Origin of the sequence: Mycobacterium sp. (assembly GCF_049281135.1) — a bacterium.
In the GTDB taxonomy this organism is placed as follows: Bacteria; Actinomycetota; Actinomycetes; order Mycobacteriales; family Mycobacteriaceae; genus Mycobacterium.
The window spans coordinates 1-16,351 of sequence record NZ_JBAPRN010000743.1 but is presented as its reverse complement, the minus strand read 5'-3'; the positions used below and the strand labels follow the sequence as shown (position 1 = coordinate 16,351).

General features: G+C 65.8%; 15 protein-coding genes and 1 pseudogene. 11 read left to right on the top strand and 5 right to left on the bottom strand.

What is annotated here, in order from left to right:
• From WAN02_RS29650 to clpC1, 8 genes and pseudogenes are all read left to right on the top strand, one after another.
• Positions 1-616, top strand: a pseudogene (locus WAN02_RS29650) (hypothetical protein); the annotation flags it as partial.
• A gap of 111 nt (positions 617-727) precedes the next feature.
• The gene (locus tag WAN02_RS29645; protein WP_422268955.1) at positions 728-1,639 is read left to right on the top strand and encodes a Rossmann-like and DUF2520 domain-containing protein; all 912 of its coding nucleotides are present in this window, start codon (positions 728-730) and stop codon (positions 1,637-1,639) included.
• Complete coding sequence (gene panC, locus WAN02_RS29640; protein WP_422268954.1) at positions 1,636-2,580, top strand: pantoate--beta-alanine ligase; 945 nt, start codon at positions 1,636-1,638, stop codon at positions 2,578-2,580. Before WAN02_RS29645 ends, panC begins: the two co-directional genes overlap by 4 nt.
• Entirely contained in the window at positions 2,580-2,987 is a 408-nt protein-coding gene (gene panD, locus WAN02_RS29635; protein WP_422268957.1) for an aspartate 1-decarboxylase, read from the top strand. The genes panC and panD overlap by 1 nt, the downstream gene beginning before the upstream one ends.
• A 13-nt stretch (positions 2,988-3,000) precedes the next feature.
• A complete protein-coding gene (locus WAN02_RS29630) occupies positions 3,001-3,816 on the top strand; it encodes a type III pantothenate kinase (protein ID WP_422268953.1) in 816 nt (271 codons plus the stop codon).
• Positions 3,817-3,855: 39 nt separating this feature from the next.
• Complete coding sequence (gene lysS, locus WAN02_RS29625; protein WP_422268956.1) at positions 3,856-5,361, top strand: lysine--tRNA ligase; 1,506 nt, start codon at positions 3,856-3,858, stop codon at positions 5,359-5,361.
• Positions 5,362-5,481: 120 nt separating this feature from the next.
• Entirely contained in the window at positions 5,482-5,820 is a 339-nt protein-coding gene (gene lsr2, locus WAN02_RS29620; protein WP_285185623.1) for a histone-like nucleoid-structuring protein Lsr2, read from the top strand.
• 252 nt (positions 5,821-6,072) lie between these two features.
• Positions 6,073-8,619 carry an ATP-dependent protease ATP-binding subunit ClpC gene (clpC1, locus tag WAN02_RS29615; protein WP_422268952.1) on the top strand — a complete coding sequence of 849 codons (2,547 nt, stop codon included), beginning with the start codon at positions 6,073-6,075 and terminating at the stop codon, positions 8,617-8,619.
• Positions 8,620-8,665: 46 nt separating this feature from the next.
• Here clpC1 and WAN02_RS29610 read toward each other — a convergent pair whose 3' ends face one another.
• Complete coding sequence (locus WAN02_RS29610; RefSeq protein WP_422268951.1) at positions 8,666-10,027, bottom strand: serine hydrolase; 1,362 nt, start codon at positions 10,025-10,027, stop codon at positions 8,666-8,668.
• The gene (gene mhuD, locus WAN02_RS29605; protein ID WP_422268950.1) at positions 10,002-10,319 is read right to left on the bottom strand and encodes a mycobilin-forming heme oxygenase MhuD; all 318 of its coding nucleotides are present in this window, start codon (positions 10,317-10,319) and stop codon (positions 10,002-10,004) included. Before mhuD ends, WAN02_RS29610 begins: the two co-directional genes overlap by 26 nt.
• Positions 10,320-10,434: 115 nt before the next feature.
• Between mhuD and WAN02_RS29600 the strand changes: the two genes are divergently transcribed.
• A complete protein-coding gene (locus WAN02_RS29600; protein ID WP_422268949.1) occupies positions 10,435-11,193 on the top strand; it encodes an alpha/beta fold hydrolase in 759 nt (252 codons plus the stop codon).
• On the opposite strand, the gene WAN02_RS29595 is transcribed toward WAN02_RS29600, so the two are convergent.
• Positions 11,190-12,071, bottom strand: coding sequence for an A/G-specific adenine glycosylase (locus WAN02_RS29595; RefSeq protein WP_422268948.1), 882 nt, complete (start codon positions 12,069-12,071; stop codon positions 11,190-11,192). The genes WAN02_RS29600 and WAN02_RS29595 overlap by 4 nt on opposite strands.
• A gap of 25 nt (positions 12,072-12,096) precedes the next feature.
• Between WAN02_RS29595 and WAN02_RS29590 the strand changes: the two genes are divergently transcribed.
• Together WAN02_RS29590 and WAN02_RS29585 are read left to right on the top strand one after the other, a co-directional pair.
• Complete coding sequence (locus WAN02_RS29590) at positions 12,097-12,726, top strand: carbonic anhydrase (protein WP_422268947.1); 630 nt, start codon at positions 12,097-12,099, stop codon at positions 12,724-12,726.
• A 93-nt stretch (positions 12,727-12,819) separates the two neighbouring features.
• Positions 12,820-13,614 carry a hypothetical protein gene (locus tag WAN02_RS29585; protein WP_422268946.1) on the top strand — a complete coding sequence of 265 codons (795 nt, stop codon included), beginning with the start codon at positions 12,820-12,822 and terminating at the stop codon, positions 13,612-13,614.
• A 1-nt stretch (position 13,615) separates the two neighbouring features.
• On the opposite strand, the gene disA is transcribed toward WAN02_RS29585, so the two are convergent.
• Positions 13,616-14,728, bottom strand: coding sequence for a DNA integrity scanning diadenylate cyclase DisA (gene disA, locus WAN02_RS29580; RefSeq protein WP_422268945.1), 1,113 nt, complete (start codon positions 14,726-14,728; stop codon positions 13,616-13,618).
• Entirely contained in the window at positions 14,728-16,158 is a 1,431-nt protein-coding gene (gene radA, locus WAN02_RS29575; protein WP_422268944.1) for a DNA repair protein RadA, read from the bottom strand. The genes disA and radA overlap by 1 nt, the downstream gene beginning before the upstream one ends.
• Positions 16,159-16,351: the final 193 nt, after the last annotated feature.

Genomic DNA, 16,351 nt, shown 5'->3' with positions numbered 1-16,351 from the left:
GCCGCGGATTTTATGGCCGCCGCCCACGGAAGCGCCCCGCCAGCAAGAGCAACCGGCCTGGCAGCCGGTCAGCTCCGAGGGACAGTGGTTGCCCGCCGGAGCGCCCGGCAGCCACTGGAACGCCGGCCAGGCCGACAGCGGCGCGCCGACCTCGTGGGCCTACCACAACGCGCCGTCACGCGAGAGGTCCTCGCATCGTTCGGGCATCGGCGAACCGCCGTCCTCGCCGGTCGAACGACGGGGACGCCATTCCAGTGGACCCGGCGAATCGTCGGCGGGCCAGTCCGGCGAAGCCGCGGCCGAATGGGGCGAGTCGGGCCGTCGCGCCCGGTCCCGCCATTCCGCGGAGTACCCCGACCCCAGCTTTGGCGGATCTGCGACGCCGGCGCCGGCGATGTCACCGCCTCCGCCGCCTCCGCCGCCGCCGTCGCCGCCATCATCGTTGGACAAGGAGCCGGCGATGTCACCGCCGCCCAGCGCCCGTCATCGCAGCACCGACCTGTACCCCGAGGCCGAGGAGCCGCCGTCTGGTGGCCAGTCGGTCGCCGAATTGCTGGCGCGGCTGCAAACCGCTCCGTCCGAGGGCGGCGGTCGTCGCCGTCGCCGCGAAGACTGAGGCGAATACCACAGCGTCGTGGCTGCATCTTCGCGGTAGAGTCTTTACGACCGTCCGGTACCCGCTACGCGGGACTGGAACGAACCAAGAGAGTTGTGAGGGTCGTCTGCGATGGTGCAGTTCGACGGGTTGCGCCCCGCTCGGCTCAAGGTGGGGATCATCTCCGCGGGCCGGGTGGGAACCGCATTAGGTGTGGCGCTGGAACGCGTCGACCATGTCGTCGTCGCGTGCAGCGCCGTGTCGCGCGCATCCCGGCAGCGGGCCGAGCGCTGGCTGCCCGACACCCCGGTCGCCCCGGTGCCCGACGTCGCCGGGAACGCCGAGCTTTTGCTGTTGGCCGTCCCGGACAGTGAGCTGGCGGGCCTGGTTTCGGGCCTGGCTGCCACATCCGCGGTGCGGCCGGGCACCATCGTCGCGCACACTTCGGGCTTCAACGGCGTTGACGTGCTGGCGCCGTTGAGCGCTCGGGACTGCGTACCGCTGGCCATTCATCCGGCCATGACGTTCACCGGATCCGACGAGGACATCTCCCGGCTGCCGGACACCTGCTTCGGGATCACCGCCGCCGACGAGGTCGGTTACGCGATCGCGCAGTCGCTGGTGCTCGAGATCGGCGGCGAGCCGTTTCGGGTCCCCGAGCAGGCCCGCACGCTGTACCACGCCGCACTGGCCCACGCCGGTAACCACATCGTCACCCTGGTCGCCGACGCCCTGGATGCGCTGCGGGCCGCACTGTCTGGCACCGAACTGCTCGGTCAACAACTCGTCGACAACCAACCCGGCGGCATCGCCGAGCGCATCCTCGGACCGCTCGCCCGTGCGGCGCTGGAGAACACGCTGCAGCGCGGGCAGGCCGCACTCACGGGACCGATCGCGCGCGGTGACGCCGGCGCCCTCGCCGGTCACCTCAACGCGCTGGAGGCGGTCGATCCGCAACTGGCACAGGCCTATCGGGTCAATGCAATGCGCACTGCGCAGCGGGTGCACGCACCCGAGGACGTGCTCGAGGTGCTGGCGCGATGAGCATTCAATGGCCGCCGAAGTTCAATGCCGGCGAACTGAATGTCTACCCGAACCCGGGCGATGTCCGCGAGGTCAGCCGCGCTCTGCGCCGCACCGGTCGACGAGTGATGCTGGTGCCGACCATGGGCGCGCTGCACGATGGACACCTCGCACTCGTCCGCGCCGCCAAGCGGGTGCCCGGTTCGGTGGTGGTGGTGTCGATCTTCGTCAACCCGTTGCAGTTCGGCGCCGACGAGGATCTGGACGCCTACCCGCGCGTCCTCGACGACGACCTCGCACTGTTGCGCGGTGAAGGAGTCGAAATTGCCTTCACCCCAAGCGCTGTCGCGATGTACCCGGACGGCCAGCGGACCACGGTGTATCCCGGCCCGCTCGGCTCCGAGCTCGAGGGCTCGGCCCGGCCCACCCATTTCGCCGGCATGCTGACCGTGGTCTGCAAGCTGCTGCAGATCGTGGTGCCCGACCGAATCTTCTTCGGCGAGAAGGACTATCAGCAACTGGTCCTGGTTCGCCAGATGGTCGCCGACCTCAACATCGATGTTCAGGTCGTCGGTGTGCCGATCGTGCGCGAGATGGATGGCCTGGCGATGTCATCGCGCAACCGCTACCTCAACGCAGCGCAACGCGAGCTGGCCGGCATCTTGTCGGCGGCTCTGCTGGCCGGGTCGCATGCCGCCTACAGTGGCGCAAACGAAGCGCTGCGCGCGGCCGGTTCGGTGCTGTCGGAGGTGCCCGCGATCGACGTGGACTACCTCGAAGTGCGCGACAGCGCGTTGGGGCCCGCCCCACTCAGCGGCGCCGGACGCCTGCTGGTCGCGGCCCGGCTGGGCAAGACCAGGCTGCTCGACAACGTCGCAATTGAAATCGGAACCACCGTCGGCGCCGACGGGCGCGTGCCCGTCGCCGCGGCTGAATCCCTCGAATCACATTGGAGGAATTGATGTTACGAACGATGCTCAAGTCGAAGATCCACCGGGCCACCGTCACGCAGGCCGACCTGCACTATGTCGGCTCGGTGACGATCGACGCCGACTTGATGGACGCGGCCGACCTGCTCGAGGGCGAACAGGTGACGATCGTCGACATCGACAACGGTGCGCGGCTGGTCACGTATGCGATCACCGGTCAGCGCGGCAGCGGCGTGATCGGAATCAACGGCGCTGCCGCGCATCTCGTGCATCCCGGTGACCTGGTGATCCTGATCGCCTACGCCCAGATGGAAGACGCCGAGGCGCGCAGTTACCAGCCCAAGATCGTCTTCGTCGACGCGGAGAACCGGGCGATCGATCTGGGCAACGATCCGGCGTTCGTCCCCGCCGACGCGGGCGAGCTGGTCTCTCCGCGATGAAGGACGCCTAGTCGTGCTGCTGGCCATCGACGTCCGCAACACACACACCGTCGTCGGGCTGATCTCGGGCTCCAAGGAGCACGCGAAGGTCGCGCAGCAGTGGCGGATTCGCACCGAACCCGAAATCACCGCAGACGAACTCGCGCTGACCCTCGACGGCCTGATCGGTGACGATTCGGATCAGCTCACCGGCGCGTCCGCGCTGTCTACGGTGCCGTCGGTGCTGCACGAGGTGCGGCTGATGCTCGAACAGTACTGGCCGACGGTGCCACACGTGCTGATCGAGCCCGGTGTTCGCACCGGCATCCCGCTGCTGGTCGACAACCCGAAGGAAGTCGGAGCGGACCGAATTGTCAACTGTCTCGCGGCTTTTCAGAAATACGGGACCGCGGCCATCGTGATCGACTTCGGCTCGTCGATCTGCGTGGATGTGGTGTCCGCCAAGGGTGAATTCTTGGGCGGTGCGATCGCGCCTGGGATACAGGTCTCCTCCGACGCCGCGGCGGCGCGCTCGGCCGCGCTGCGGCGGGTCGAGCTGGCCCGTCCACGTTCGGTTGTCGGTAAGAACACCGTCGAGTGCATGCAGGCCGGTGCCGTGTTCGGTTTCGCCGGCTTGGTGGACGGCCTGGTCGGCCGGATCCGCGAGGACGTCGACGGGTTCGCCGGCGACAACGTCACGGTGGTCGCCACCGGACACACCGCCCCCCTGCTACTGGCCGAGCTGCATTCGGTCGATCACTACGACCAGCACCTGACCCTGCAAGGGCTGCGGCTGGTGTTCGAGCGCAACCGGGACAGCCAGCGCGGACGGCTCAAGACGGCACGCTGACTGCCCCGGAGGCTTGTCGCAGAGTTTCCTTTAAGCTGGCTGGTCGTGACCGCCGGCGACGCAGACATCCCCGAGCAGTTCCGGATACGCCGGGACAAACGCGCCCGCCTGGCGGCCGAGGGCCGCGACCCGTATCCCGTCGAAGTCGGCCGCACCCACACCCTGGCTCAGATTCGCGCCGCATATCCCGACCTGCCTGCAGATTCGACCACCGGTGACATCGTCGCTGTTGCCGGCCGGGTGGTGTTCGCCCGCAACTCGGGCAAGCTGTGCTTTGCGACACTTCAAGAAGGCGACGGCACCCAACTGCAGGTGATGCTCAGCCTGGCCGGCGTCGGCGAGCAAGCGCTGGAGGAATGGAAAGCCGATGTCGATATCGGCGACATCGTCAGCGTCCATGGTGAGGTGATCAGTTCGCGCCGCGGTGAGCTGTCCGTGCTCGGTGACAGCTGGCAGATGGCGTCCAAGGCGCTGCGACCGCTGCCGGTGGCGCATAAAGAGATGAGCGAAGAGTCGCGGGTGCGGCAACGCTACGTGGACCTGATAGTGCGTCCTCAGGCACGCACGGTTGCCCGCCAGCGGATCGCTGTCATTCGTGCAATACGGAATGCGCTGGAGCAACGCGGCTTCCTGGAAGTCGAAACACCGATGCTGCAGACTTTGGCGGGCGGCGCGGCGGCCCGGCCGTTCGTCACGCACTCCAATGCGCTCGACATCGATCTCTACCTGCGGATCGCCCCGGAACTGTTCCTGAAGCGCTGTGTCGTCGGCGGGTTTGACAAGGTGTTCGAACTAAATCGGGTGTTCCGAAACGAAGGATCCGATTCCACGCATTCCCCCGAATTTTCCATGTTGGAGACCTATCAGGCGTATGGAACCTATGACGATTCCGCTGTTGTAAGCCGCGAGCTTATTCAACAGGTGGCAGACGAGGCCATCGGTACTCGACAACTCCCACTACCCGACGGCAGCATCTATGACATCGATGGAGAATGGGCCTCGATTGAAATGTATCCGTCACTATCGGCGGCTCTTGGCGAAGAGATCACACCAAACACCGGTGTCGATCGCTTGCTCGCTATCGCGGCAGGACTCGAAGTCGAAGTCCCCGCCGATCGCGGGTATGGCCACGGTAAGTTGGTCGAGGAACTCTGGGAACACACCGTCGGCGCGGGGCTGACCGCGCCAACGTTTGTCAGGGATTTTCCGGTGGAGACAACCCCTTTGACGCGTCAGCATCGCAGCATCGCCGGTGTTACCGAGAAGTGGGACCTGTATATTCGCGGGTTCGAACTGGCGACCGGATATTCGGAATTGATCGATCCGGTGGTGCAGCGGGAAAGGTTCGCTGAGCAGGCCCGGGCCGCAGCGGCCGGCGACGACGAAGCGATGCTTCTCGACGAGGATTTTCTCGTTGCCCTCGAGCACGCTATGCCGCCGTGCACCGGGACCGGAATGGGGATCGATCGGTTGCTGATGGCTTTGACCGGCCTGTCAATAAGGGAAACAGTACTATTTCCTATTGTGCGACCGCATAGCAACTGAGTGACCCTGAGGGTTCGTATTGAATTACCCGTCTGGATATGGCAGATTGATGCGTCGGGGGCGGTCCGAGCACATGTCTACTATGGCAAGTGTCTAAGAAGAAAGCAGAAGGCTCAGCCAATGGCGAAGAAAGTGACCGTCACCCTTGTCGATGATTTCGACGGCGAAGGTGCCGCCGATGAAACGGTCGAATTCGGCCTCGACGGCGTGACCTATGAGATTGACCTTTCGGCAAAGAATGCGACAAAACTCCGCAACGACCTGAAGCAGTGGGTTGAGGCCTCCCGCCGGGTCGGCGGTCGCAGGCGTGGACGTTCCAGCTCGGGCCGCGGCCGTGGAGCCATTGATCGCGAGCAGAGCGCGGCAATCCGGGACTGGGCCCGTCGCAATGGCCACAACGTGTCGACTCGGGGCCGTATCCCGGCCGACGTCATCGACGCATTCCACGCCGCGACCTGAACCAGAGCGCGGGGATACGCGCTTTCGCTGGTGGCGAACTGATCGACCACCAAAGTTGGGCAACGATTCGTCGTTTTCCTGCGTTGCTCAGTTGCAACTGCGTTATTGCCGGGTGGCTGCGCAATGGGTGTTCGGACCGCAAGGTAGGAAGCCCGGCCGGTCGCCCACTACAGTGGAAGGCAGGTACCGCGGTGTCGGCCCCTGTGCCGAGAATGACGAAGTACCGATGTGAGGGAGAGCAGGTAACCGCCAATGTTCGAACGTTTTACGGACCGTGCCCGCAGGGTGGTCGTCCTGGCGCAAGAAGAGGCCCGGATGCTCAACCACAACTACATCGGCACCGAGCACATTCTGCTGGGCCTGATCCACGAAGGCGAAGGGGTAGCGGCCAAGTCGCTGGAGTCACTGGGCATCTCGCTGGAGGGTGTCCGCAGCCAGGTCGAGGAGATCATCGGCCAAGGCCAGCAGGCTCCGTCGGGTCACATTCCGTTCACCCCGCGCGCAAAGAAGGTCTTGGAACTGAGCTTGCGCGAGGCGCTGCAGCTCGGCCACAACTACATCGGCACCGAGCACATTCTGCTCGGTCTGATCCGTGAGGGTGAGGGTGTTGCCGCTCAGGTTCTGGTCAAGCTTGGCGCCGAGCTGACCCGGGTGCGCCAGCAGGTGATCCAACTGCTGAGCGGTTACCAGGGCAAGGAAACCGCCGAGGCCGGTACCGGTGGCCGTGGTGGCGAGTCCGGCAGCCCGTCGACCTCGCTGGTGCTCGACCAGTTCGGCCGCAACCTGACGGCGGCCGCGATGGAAGGCAAGCTCGACCCGGTCATCGGCCGCGAGAAGGAAATCGAGCGGGTCATGCAGGTGCTGTCCCGACGCACCAAGAACAATCCGGTGCTGATCGGTGAGCCGGGCGTCGGTAAGACGGCGGTGGTGGAAGGCCTCGCGCAGGCGATCGTGCACGGCGAGGTTCCCGAGACTCTGAAAGACAAGCAGCTGTACACCCTCGACCTGGGTTCGTTGGTGGCCGGCAGTCGCTACCGCGGTGATTTCGAGGAGCGCCTGAAGAAGGTGCTCAAGGAGATCAACACCCGCGGCGACATCATCCTGTTCATCGACGAGCTGCACACGCTGGTCGGTGCGGGTGCCGCCGAGGGTGCGATCGATGCGGCGTCGATCCTCAAGCCGAAACTGGCTCGCGGCGAACTGCAGACCATCGGAGCGACCACGCTCGACGAGTACCGCAAGTACATCGAGAAGGACGCCGCGCTGGAACGCCGCTTCCAGCCGGTACAGGTCGGCGAGCCGACAGTGGAGCACACCATCGAGATCCTCAAGGGCCTGCGGGACCGCTACGAGGCGCACCATCGGGTTTCCATCACCGACGGCGCGGTGACAGCTGCCGCTACTCTGGCCGACCGCTACATCAACGATAGGTTCTTGCCGGACAAGGCAATTGACCTGATCGATGAGGCCGGCGCCCGGATGCGGATTCGCCGGATGACGGCTCCGCCAGACCTGCGTGAGTTCGACGAGAAGATCGCCGATGCCCGCCGGGAGAAAGAGTCCGCGATCGATGCGCAGGACTTCGAGAAGGCGGCCAGCCTGCGCGACCGCGAGAAGCAGCTGGTTGCCCAGCGTGCTGAACGTGAAAAGCAATGGCGCTCAGGCGATCTCGATGTTGTCGCTGAAGTCGACGAGGAGCAGATCGCCGAGGTGCTCGGTAACTGGACTGGTATCCCGGTGTTCAAGCTCACCGAGGCCGAGACCACCCGGTTGCTGCGCATGGAAGACGAGCTGCACAAGCGGATCATCGGCCAGGAGGACGCGGTCAAGGCGGTCTCGAAGGCGATCCGTCGTACCCGCGCCGGGTTGAAGGACCCGAAGCGCCCGTCCGGTTCGTTCATCTTCGCCGGTCCGTCCGGTGTCGGTAAGACCGAGCTGTCCAAGGCGCTGGCCAACTTCTTGTTCGGTGACGACGACGCGCTCATCCAGATCGACATGGGCGAATTCCACGACCGGTTCACCGCTTCGCGGTTGTTCGGTGCCCCACCGGGATACGTCGGTTACGAGGAGGGCGGCCAGCTCACCGAGAAGGTGCGGCGCAAGCCGTTCTCGGTGGTGCTCTTCGACGAGATCGAGAAGGCGCACCAGGAGATCTACAACAGCCTGCTGCAGGTGCTCGAAGACGGCCGTCTGACCGACGGGCAGGGTCGCACCGTCGACTTCAAGAACACGGTGCTGATCTTCACCTCCAACCTGGGTACGTCCGACATCAGCAAGGCGGTCGGACTCGGCTTCACTCAGGGTGGCGGAGAGAACAACTACGAGCGGATGAAGCAGAAGGTCAACGACGAGCTGAAGAAGCACTTCCGCCCCGAGTTCCTCAACCGCATCGACGACATCATCGTCTTCCACCAGCTGACCCGCGAAGAGATCATCGAGATGGTCGATTTGATGATCGGCCGGGTGGGCAAGCAGCTCAAGGCCAAGGACATGGCGATGGAGCTCACCGACAAGGCCAAAGCGTTGCTGGCCAAGCGCGGCTTCGACCCGGTGCTGGGTGCTCGTCCGCTGCGGCGCACCATCCAGCGGGAGATCGAGGACCAGCTGTCCGAGAAGATCCTGTTCGAAGAGGTCGGCCCCGGCCAGATTGTCACGGTCGATGTGGACAACTGGGACGGCGAGGGTACCGGCGAGGATGCCGTGTTCACCTTCACCGGAGCTCGCAAGCCGGCCGAGTCGTCGGACCTGGCGAACGCCGGCGCTCCCGTGGCCGGTGGTACGCCGCCCGCTGCGCAGTAACAAATCACACGGATGGGCGGTCACCGATCGGGTGGCCGCCCATTTGTTATTGCGTGGGTATCAGCGCGAAGACCTGCTTGGCGATCTGCAGCATCCAACCGGTGATGCTCGGCCCGTGATCGCGCGGCCAGTTCAACTGGAAGCTCACCACCCACGGCTGCCCGGCCCGGTTGACCGCATACCAGCTGAACGTCAGGTCGCCCGGCAGGCCGCCGGCCTTGGCGGCGATATACGGCCACTGCCCGCGATCCAGGCTGACACCCGGAGAAGCATCCAGGATCCTTCTGACGGGTGCGGCCGCACCCACCGCGCCGGCCTGCAGAGCCACATGCACCCGACAGATATCTTCAGCGTTGCCATACCATTCCGCGTCGTATTTCGAAGCGGGCACATGGGCGTGCCATGGATCCGGTTGATAAGTATGGGAATTCGCTTCTTCCAGCATCTCAGCGCGTTCTTGCGCTGTGCTTCGCTGCCACTGCTCGCGGACATCCGGCCGGCCCCAGGCTACCGAAAACAGTTCGTACATAGTCGGGAACGGCGTCATCGCGGCCGGATCGTGGTGGCCGGTGTTGGCCAGCGCGTTGTCGACAGCCTGTGGGCCGACCCTCGCGATCAGCATGTCGGTGGCCATGTTGTCGCTGGTGGCAATCATCTTCTCGGCGGCGGTGCGCACCGAAATGTTCGCTCCAACCGGCAAATCCATGCTTGAACCGACAGCCTTGCCTTTATCAGTCACGGTCAGCTGATCGTCCCAGGAGACCGTTCCGGCCTTGATGGCATCCGCCACGGCATAGAGCACGTACAACTTGAAGATCGACGCCAAGGGGAGTGACAAATCGGGGTTGGTGCCCGCTATCCGATCGCACTTGCCGTCGTTGACCTTGGTGACCTGCCATGAGTAGCGGGCGCCGGTCTTGCCCAGCACCGCGTCGACGTCACGCCATGACGAGATCTTCGGGGCCAGCGTGGTGAGATCGAAGCCATCCACCAACGTGTCATCGGCGGTGTGTATCCGAATCTCTTGCTGCGCACCGTAAGACGTCGTCAGCTCCAGAGTGGCCGCGCCCGCTTTGAGGTCGACGCCGCGGAATGTGAACGGCCGGTCCCACCACAGCTTTTCCATCATGGTCTGTATCTGCGTGACCATCTTCGGCGCGGCGAGGGTGCCGACTCCCACGGGGCCGATCGGCCAGTCAGAATTCAGCATGTCCAGGGTCTGTTGAGCTCGCAGTCCGGCCGGCGTGCTCATGTTGATCTGCCGAACGGCGCCCGCTGCGTTGGCGGACGGCGCTGGTGGTGGTGCGCAACCCGGGCTCAGGGCGGCGACCAGAACGGCGGCGGAAGTCAGCGCCGCGACGCGGAGTCGGCCCTGGCGCGGACTACGCCGACTGTCCGGATCCGGCAACGTCTAACACAACCTCGAACTCCAGCAGCGACGCGCCGGTCGCGACCGGATTGTTCCGGTGGCCGGCGTGCGCCTCGATGGCAGGTCCGGTCGCCCACGCCTGGAATGCCTCTTCGGACTCCCACTGCGTCACCACGAAGTACCGGTCTTCGCCCTTGATCGGGCGAAGCAGTTGAAAGCCGAGGAAGCCGGGGGAGTTCTCGACCGCGTGCGCACGGTGGGCGAACCGCTTCTCCAACTCGGGGCCTGCATCCGGGGGCACCTCGATTGCGTTGATCTTCACCACTGGCATGGCGCAAGGCTACCGTGCCGACCGAAGGCGACGATGCGGACCGCGAGCGGACCGAGGAGGAGCCGAGCAATCAACCCAGTGGTGACCCAAAGCGCGCAAAGGCAAAGATAGGTGCATGGCCGCTGATCTGCTGACCCATCGAGGTGGACGAGGTGGACCGGTGGTCTTGGTGCACGGCCTGATGGGCCGTGGCACCACCTGGTCGCGTCAGCTGCCGTGGCTGACTCAGCTGGGTGCCGTCTATACCTACGACGCGCCTTGGCACCGCGGTCGCGATGTCGCCGACCCGTGTCCGATCAGCACCGAACGCTTCGTAGCCGACCTCGGTGACGCCGTGGCCGCGCTGGACGCGCCGGTCCGGTTGGTCGGGCATTCGATGGGCGGGCTGCACTCCTGGTGTTTGGCCGCAGAGCGCCCCGAGTTGGTCTCGGCGCTGGTCGTCGAGGACATGGCGCCGGATTTCCGCGGTCGCACCACCGGTCCGTGGGAGCCGTGGCTCCATAACCTGCCGGTCGAATTCGATTCTGCCGAAAAGGTATTCGCAGAATTCGGCGAACTCGCCGGCCAGTACTTCTTGGAGGCATTCGACCGGACCGCGACCGGGTGGCGGCTGCACGGACACACGTCGAAGTGGATCGAGATCGCGGCCGAGTGGGGCACCCGCGACTATTGGGCGCAATGGCAGGCGGTGCGCTCGCCGGCGCTGCTCGTCGAGGCCGGGAATTCGGTGACTCCCACTGGCCAAATGCGCTCTATGAGCGAAAGCGGCTACCGCACAGAGTATTTGTATGCGCCCGATGCCGGGCATCTGGTTCACGACGAGGCACCGCAGCTGTATCGGCAGGCGGTGGAATCGTTCCTGGCTGCGGGCTAGCCGTCTTCGCCGGCCAACGCGAATCGCCCATCGCTGGTCTTGGCCACCAGCCCGTCGGCAAGTAACGAATCCAGCGCCCGGTCGCGCTGCACGGTGTCGGTCAGCCATGCGACGTCCAATTGAGCGCGGGTGACCGGGACCTCGCTGTCGCGCAGTACATCCATCAGCCGGCCCCGAACCTGTCGGTCGGTTCCGGCGTAGCCCTGCGGCCGACGAGCCGGACCTTGCGAGGGCGGGAAGCCTGCTGAACGCCATTGGCACACGCTGAGCGGGCACAGCCCGCACCGCGGCGTCCGCGCGGTGCACACCGTGGCACCCAGCTCCATCAGCGCCGCGGAAAACGTATGTGCAGAAGAATCCTCGGGCAGCAGCGCCGACACGTCGGCGTGATCGCGGACGGCAGACGCCGCGGCGGCGTCGGCGCGGCCGTGCATGGCCCGCGCCACCACCCGGCGCACGTTGGTGTCGACCACCGGGACCGCCTGCTGGTAGGCGAAGCACGCAACCGCGCGGGCGGTGTAGCTGCCGACTCCGGGCAGGGTGAGTAGAACGTCGACGTCGTCGGGAACGACGTCGCCGTGGTCGCGGGCGATGACGGTGGCGCACTCGTGCAGGCGTTTGGCCCGCCGCGGATAGCCGAGCTTGCCCCAGGCCCGCACGATGTCAGCAACGCTGGCCGCGGCCGTTGCCGATGCCGTGGGCCAGCGCTCCACCCAGTTCCGCCAGATCGGCTCCACCCGCGACACCGGCGTTTGCTGCAACATGAATTCGCTGACCAGAATCTGCCACGGCGTCACCCCGGAGTCGCGCCACGGCAGGTCACGCCGCGACCATGCGTACCAGTCCAGAAGTTCACGCTGCGTTGGTGAGAGCTTCATAGCTTGCTACGGCAGAATGAGCGGCATGCCGAACACCGATCCCGTAACTGCTTGGAAATCACTCAAAGAGGGTAACGAGCGGTTCGTTGCCGGCCAGCCCGAGCACCCGAGCCAGAGTGTGCAGCACCGGGCCAGCCTGGCCAAAGGCCAGAAACCCACTTCCGCGCTGTTCGGCTGCGGCGACAGCCGGGTGGCCGCCGAGCTCATCTTCGATGTGGGCTTGGGGGACATGTTTGTGGTCCGGACGGCCGGGCACGTGATCGACTCCGCGGTATTGGGATCACTGGAATTCGCAGTGGGTGCGCTCGGTGTGTCGGTGATCGTGATCCTCGGCCACGACAGCTGCGGTGCGGTCAAGGCGACGCTGGCCGCGCTGGATGACGGCGCGTTGCCAGGCGGCTATGTGCGCGACCTGGTCGAGCGGGTGGCGCCGTCCATCTTGCTGGGCCGTCGTGAAGGCCTCAGCCGGCCCGACGAGTTCGAGGCACGCCACGTAGTCGAGACCGGCACGCAACTGCTCGAGCGCTCGGCGGCCATCGCCCAAGCGGTCGCCGCCGGAGACTTGGCGATTGTCGGCGCCACGTATCACCTCGATGACGGGCGAGTGGTGCTGCGCAACATCATCGGCGACGTCGGGGACAAGGTCGACGCCTAGCCCTCAGTCGAATACCGCCCAGTCTTCAGCTAACTGGGCGACACGCCGAGCTTGGTCGGCCAGGTCAACGTGACCTGGCCTTACCGTGTGAATGTGCTGGATCTGGAACCGCGAGGCCCACTGCCGCCGGAGATTTACTGGCGTCGCCGGGGATTGGCGGTTGGCGTTGCGGTCGTCGTAGTCGCCATCGTCGTCGCGATCATCGTCGCCGTCATGAGCGGAAGCGCCGGCGCGCACACCTCCGACGCAGCCAAGAAGTCGGCCCAGGCCGGGCAGGGCGCACCAGGAACCAACCCCGAGGTCAAGACTCCAGTGGAGCCGCCCGCCGGTCAGAACACCGACCAGCCGGCCGAGACGCCGACGGCCGCCGTGCAGCCGCCGCCGGTACTCAAGGAAGGCGACGACTGCCCCGATTCCACGCTGGCGGTCAAGGGTCTGACGAACGCGCCGCAATACGCCATCGGCGACCAGCCGAAGTTCGTCATGGTGGTCACCAACATCGGGCTGGTGGCCTGCAAGCGCGATGTGGGCGCCGCAGTCCTGGCCGCCTACGTCTACTCGCTGGACAACAAGCGGTTGTGGTCGAACCTGGACTGCGCGCCGTCCAACGAAACACTGGTCAAGACCTTTGCACCCGGCGAACAGGTGACCACTTCCGTCACTTGGACCGGCATGGGATCGGGCCCACACTGCCCGCTGCCTCGGCCGGCGATCGGGCCCGGTACCTACAACCTCGTCGTGCAGCTGGGCAATCTTCGCTCGCTGGCGGTTCCGTTCATCATGGCTCCGCCGCTACCTCCCGGCGCCGCGCCTCCTCCGCCGCCAGGACTGCCCGGCCCGCCGGGACCTGGACCGTTGCCCGGTCCGCCGCCCGCCCCAGGCGGCTGAGCTAGCTGATCGGATCGCCGATGGTCGATTCGGCCAACTGCGACAGTCCTTCTCGCACGTGGCGGGCCCAGATCTCGCCGATGCCTTCCACGGCTTCCAGGTCACCCGCACTGGCCGCGAGCAGACCCTGTAGGGAGCCGAACTCGCGGACCAGCCGGTCGGCGTGGGCGAACTGTAGCCGTGGGATCTCCGACATCGCCCGGTAGCCGCGCGAACTCACCGCGGAGTCTTGAGCCTCCGCAGTCGACGGGTAACCGAAAACTCTTGCCATCGTCGTGAAGTCGAGCAGCTCGGCGTCAGACATGGCATCAAGCTCGTCCAGCGTGACCGCGACCTCGGCCTTGGACAACGGCTCGGGGTTGGCATGGTAGTCGCGGACGACCAACTCGCGGGAAGCCTCGTTACCGCCGAGCAGCTCTTCGAGCTGCAGCCGCAGTTGGCGTCCGTCGGTGCCCAGCTCGACGACCTCGTAGTCCAGTTCTACGCCGATGCGGCGGACCAATTCGAGCCGCTGTACCACGGTCATCACGTCGCGGAGCGTCACGAAGTCTTCGATCTCGGCCCTCGACAGCTGCCTGCTGACCTCGTCGAGCCGTGTTTTGTACCGCTCCAGGGTGGCGAGGGCCTGGTTGGCCCGAGACAAGATGGTGGACGAGTCGGCCAGTACATGGCGCTCACCGCAGTAGTAGACGGTCACAATGCTCATCGAGTGGCTGACCGAGATCACCGGATAGCCAACCTGGCTGGCGGCCCGCTCGGCCGAGCGATGGCGGGTACCGGATTCGTCGGTGGGTATCGACGGGTCCGGCACCAGTTGCACGTTGGCCCGCAGGATTCGGCTGCCGTCGGTGGATAACACCACCGCGCCGTCCATCTTGCACAGCTCACGCAGCCTGGTCGGCGCGTAGCGCACGTCGAGGGAGAAGCCGCCGTCGCAGATCGCTTCGACGCTGTCGTCGTAGCCCAGGACGATCAGCGCGCCGGTCCGGCCACGCAGGATGCGTTCCAGGCCATCGCGCAGCGCGGTGCCCGGCGCAAGCTGCGCCACGGCCTCACGCAAGGAGGGCCGCTGTTGGGCCGCTGACCCGTTCGTCGCCGATTTGCCGCCTGTCATCACCAGTCATTCTGCTCCGTGGATGCGGAGTCCGGACCATGTGGTGGGATCTGGACGTTGTCGCGGTGTCCGGCGATGTCGAGCACGTGCTCGAGCGCAGCGGCGATGGTGGGCGCCTGCAGCGTCTTCAAACCCGGCGGCACAGTGTCACAGCCCGATGGGATCAGTGCCGTGGTGAACCCCTGCCGGGCCGCTTCGGCCAGCCGCCGTTCCATGCCGCTGACCCGCCGCAGATCACCAGCCAACCCGACCTCGCCGATCATCACCGCGGTGGCCGGCAACGGCAGGTTCACGTACGCCGACGCCAGCGCGACCGCCACCGCCAAATCCGACGACGGGTCGGTCAGCCGCATGCCGCCGACGGTGGACAGGTACACGTCGTTGACGGCAATCCTGAGCCGGGCATGCTTTTCCAACACCGCGGCGATCATCGCGGCGCGCGCGTGGTCGATACCGCTGACGGCGCGGCGCGGTGAATTGCCGGTCGGCGCGGCCAGCAACGCCTGGATCTCGCCGACCAGCGGACGCTTCCCGTCGAGCGTCACGGTGATCGCCGTGCCAGCGACGGGCTGCGGTCGCTGATCCAGAAAAAGCCCGGACGGGTCGACGACACCCTCAATCCCATAGTCCTGCAACAGAAAACAACCGACCTCGTCCGCGGCGCCGTAACGGTTCTTCACGCCGCGGACCATGCGCAGCAGCGAGTTCCGGTCGCCTTCGAAATGCAGCACCACGTCGACCAGATGTTCCAGCGACCGGGGACCGGCGATAGCGCCGTCCTTGGTGACGTGGCCGACGAGAATCAATGGCACGCCAGTGGTTTTCGCCGCAGCGGTCAACGCGCTGGTCACCGCCCGCACCTGAGTGACACCACCGGCGACGCCGTCGGTCTCGGCGCTGCACATGGTCTGCACCGAGTCGACGACGACCAACGTCGGCTGTACCGCCTCGATATGACCAAGTACCGCATGCAGATCCGACTCGGCGGCCAGATAAAGCTCGTCGTGGCCGCAACCGGTCCGATCGGCGCGCATTCGGATCTGGCCGCGCGACTCCTCGCCGGATACATACAGCGCGCGCCGCCCGGATGCGGCCCATTGGTGGGCAACCTTGAGTAACAGCGTCGACTTGCCGACTCCAGGGTCGCCGGCGAGCAGCGTGACCGAGCCGGGCACGACGCCCCCACCGAGCACGCGGTCGAGTTCGTCAATTCCGGTGGGACAGTGCCGGGTGCCGTCAGGCTCGACCGAGCTAATCGGAATGGCGGCCGAGGACGGGCCGAACGAGGCCCGAGTGCCCGCCCGTACGGCACTGAGCACGGCCACCTCGTCGACCGAGCCCCAGGTGCCGCATTCCAGGCAACGTCCTACCCATTTGGCGGTGACATGGCGGCATTCCGAACAGCGGTACTGCGAACGTGCCTTGGCCACCCAGTGACGGTATCCGGCTGGTGTGACAGATCAGCGGAGGTTAGTTGTGCCCCGGCGATTCGTGGTGCGGTGCGCTTTCCGGTGCTGAAATCGGCACGCCCACGCTGACGCTGCCGGCCTTCTCGAAATTGAAGGTGAAGTCGTAGTTCGGGCCGTTGGTGATCGGCTTGCTCAGCGCGACAGTGGCCTTGAC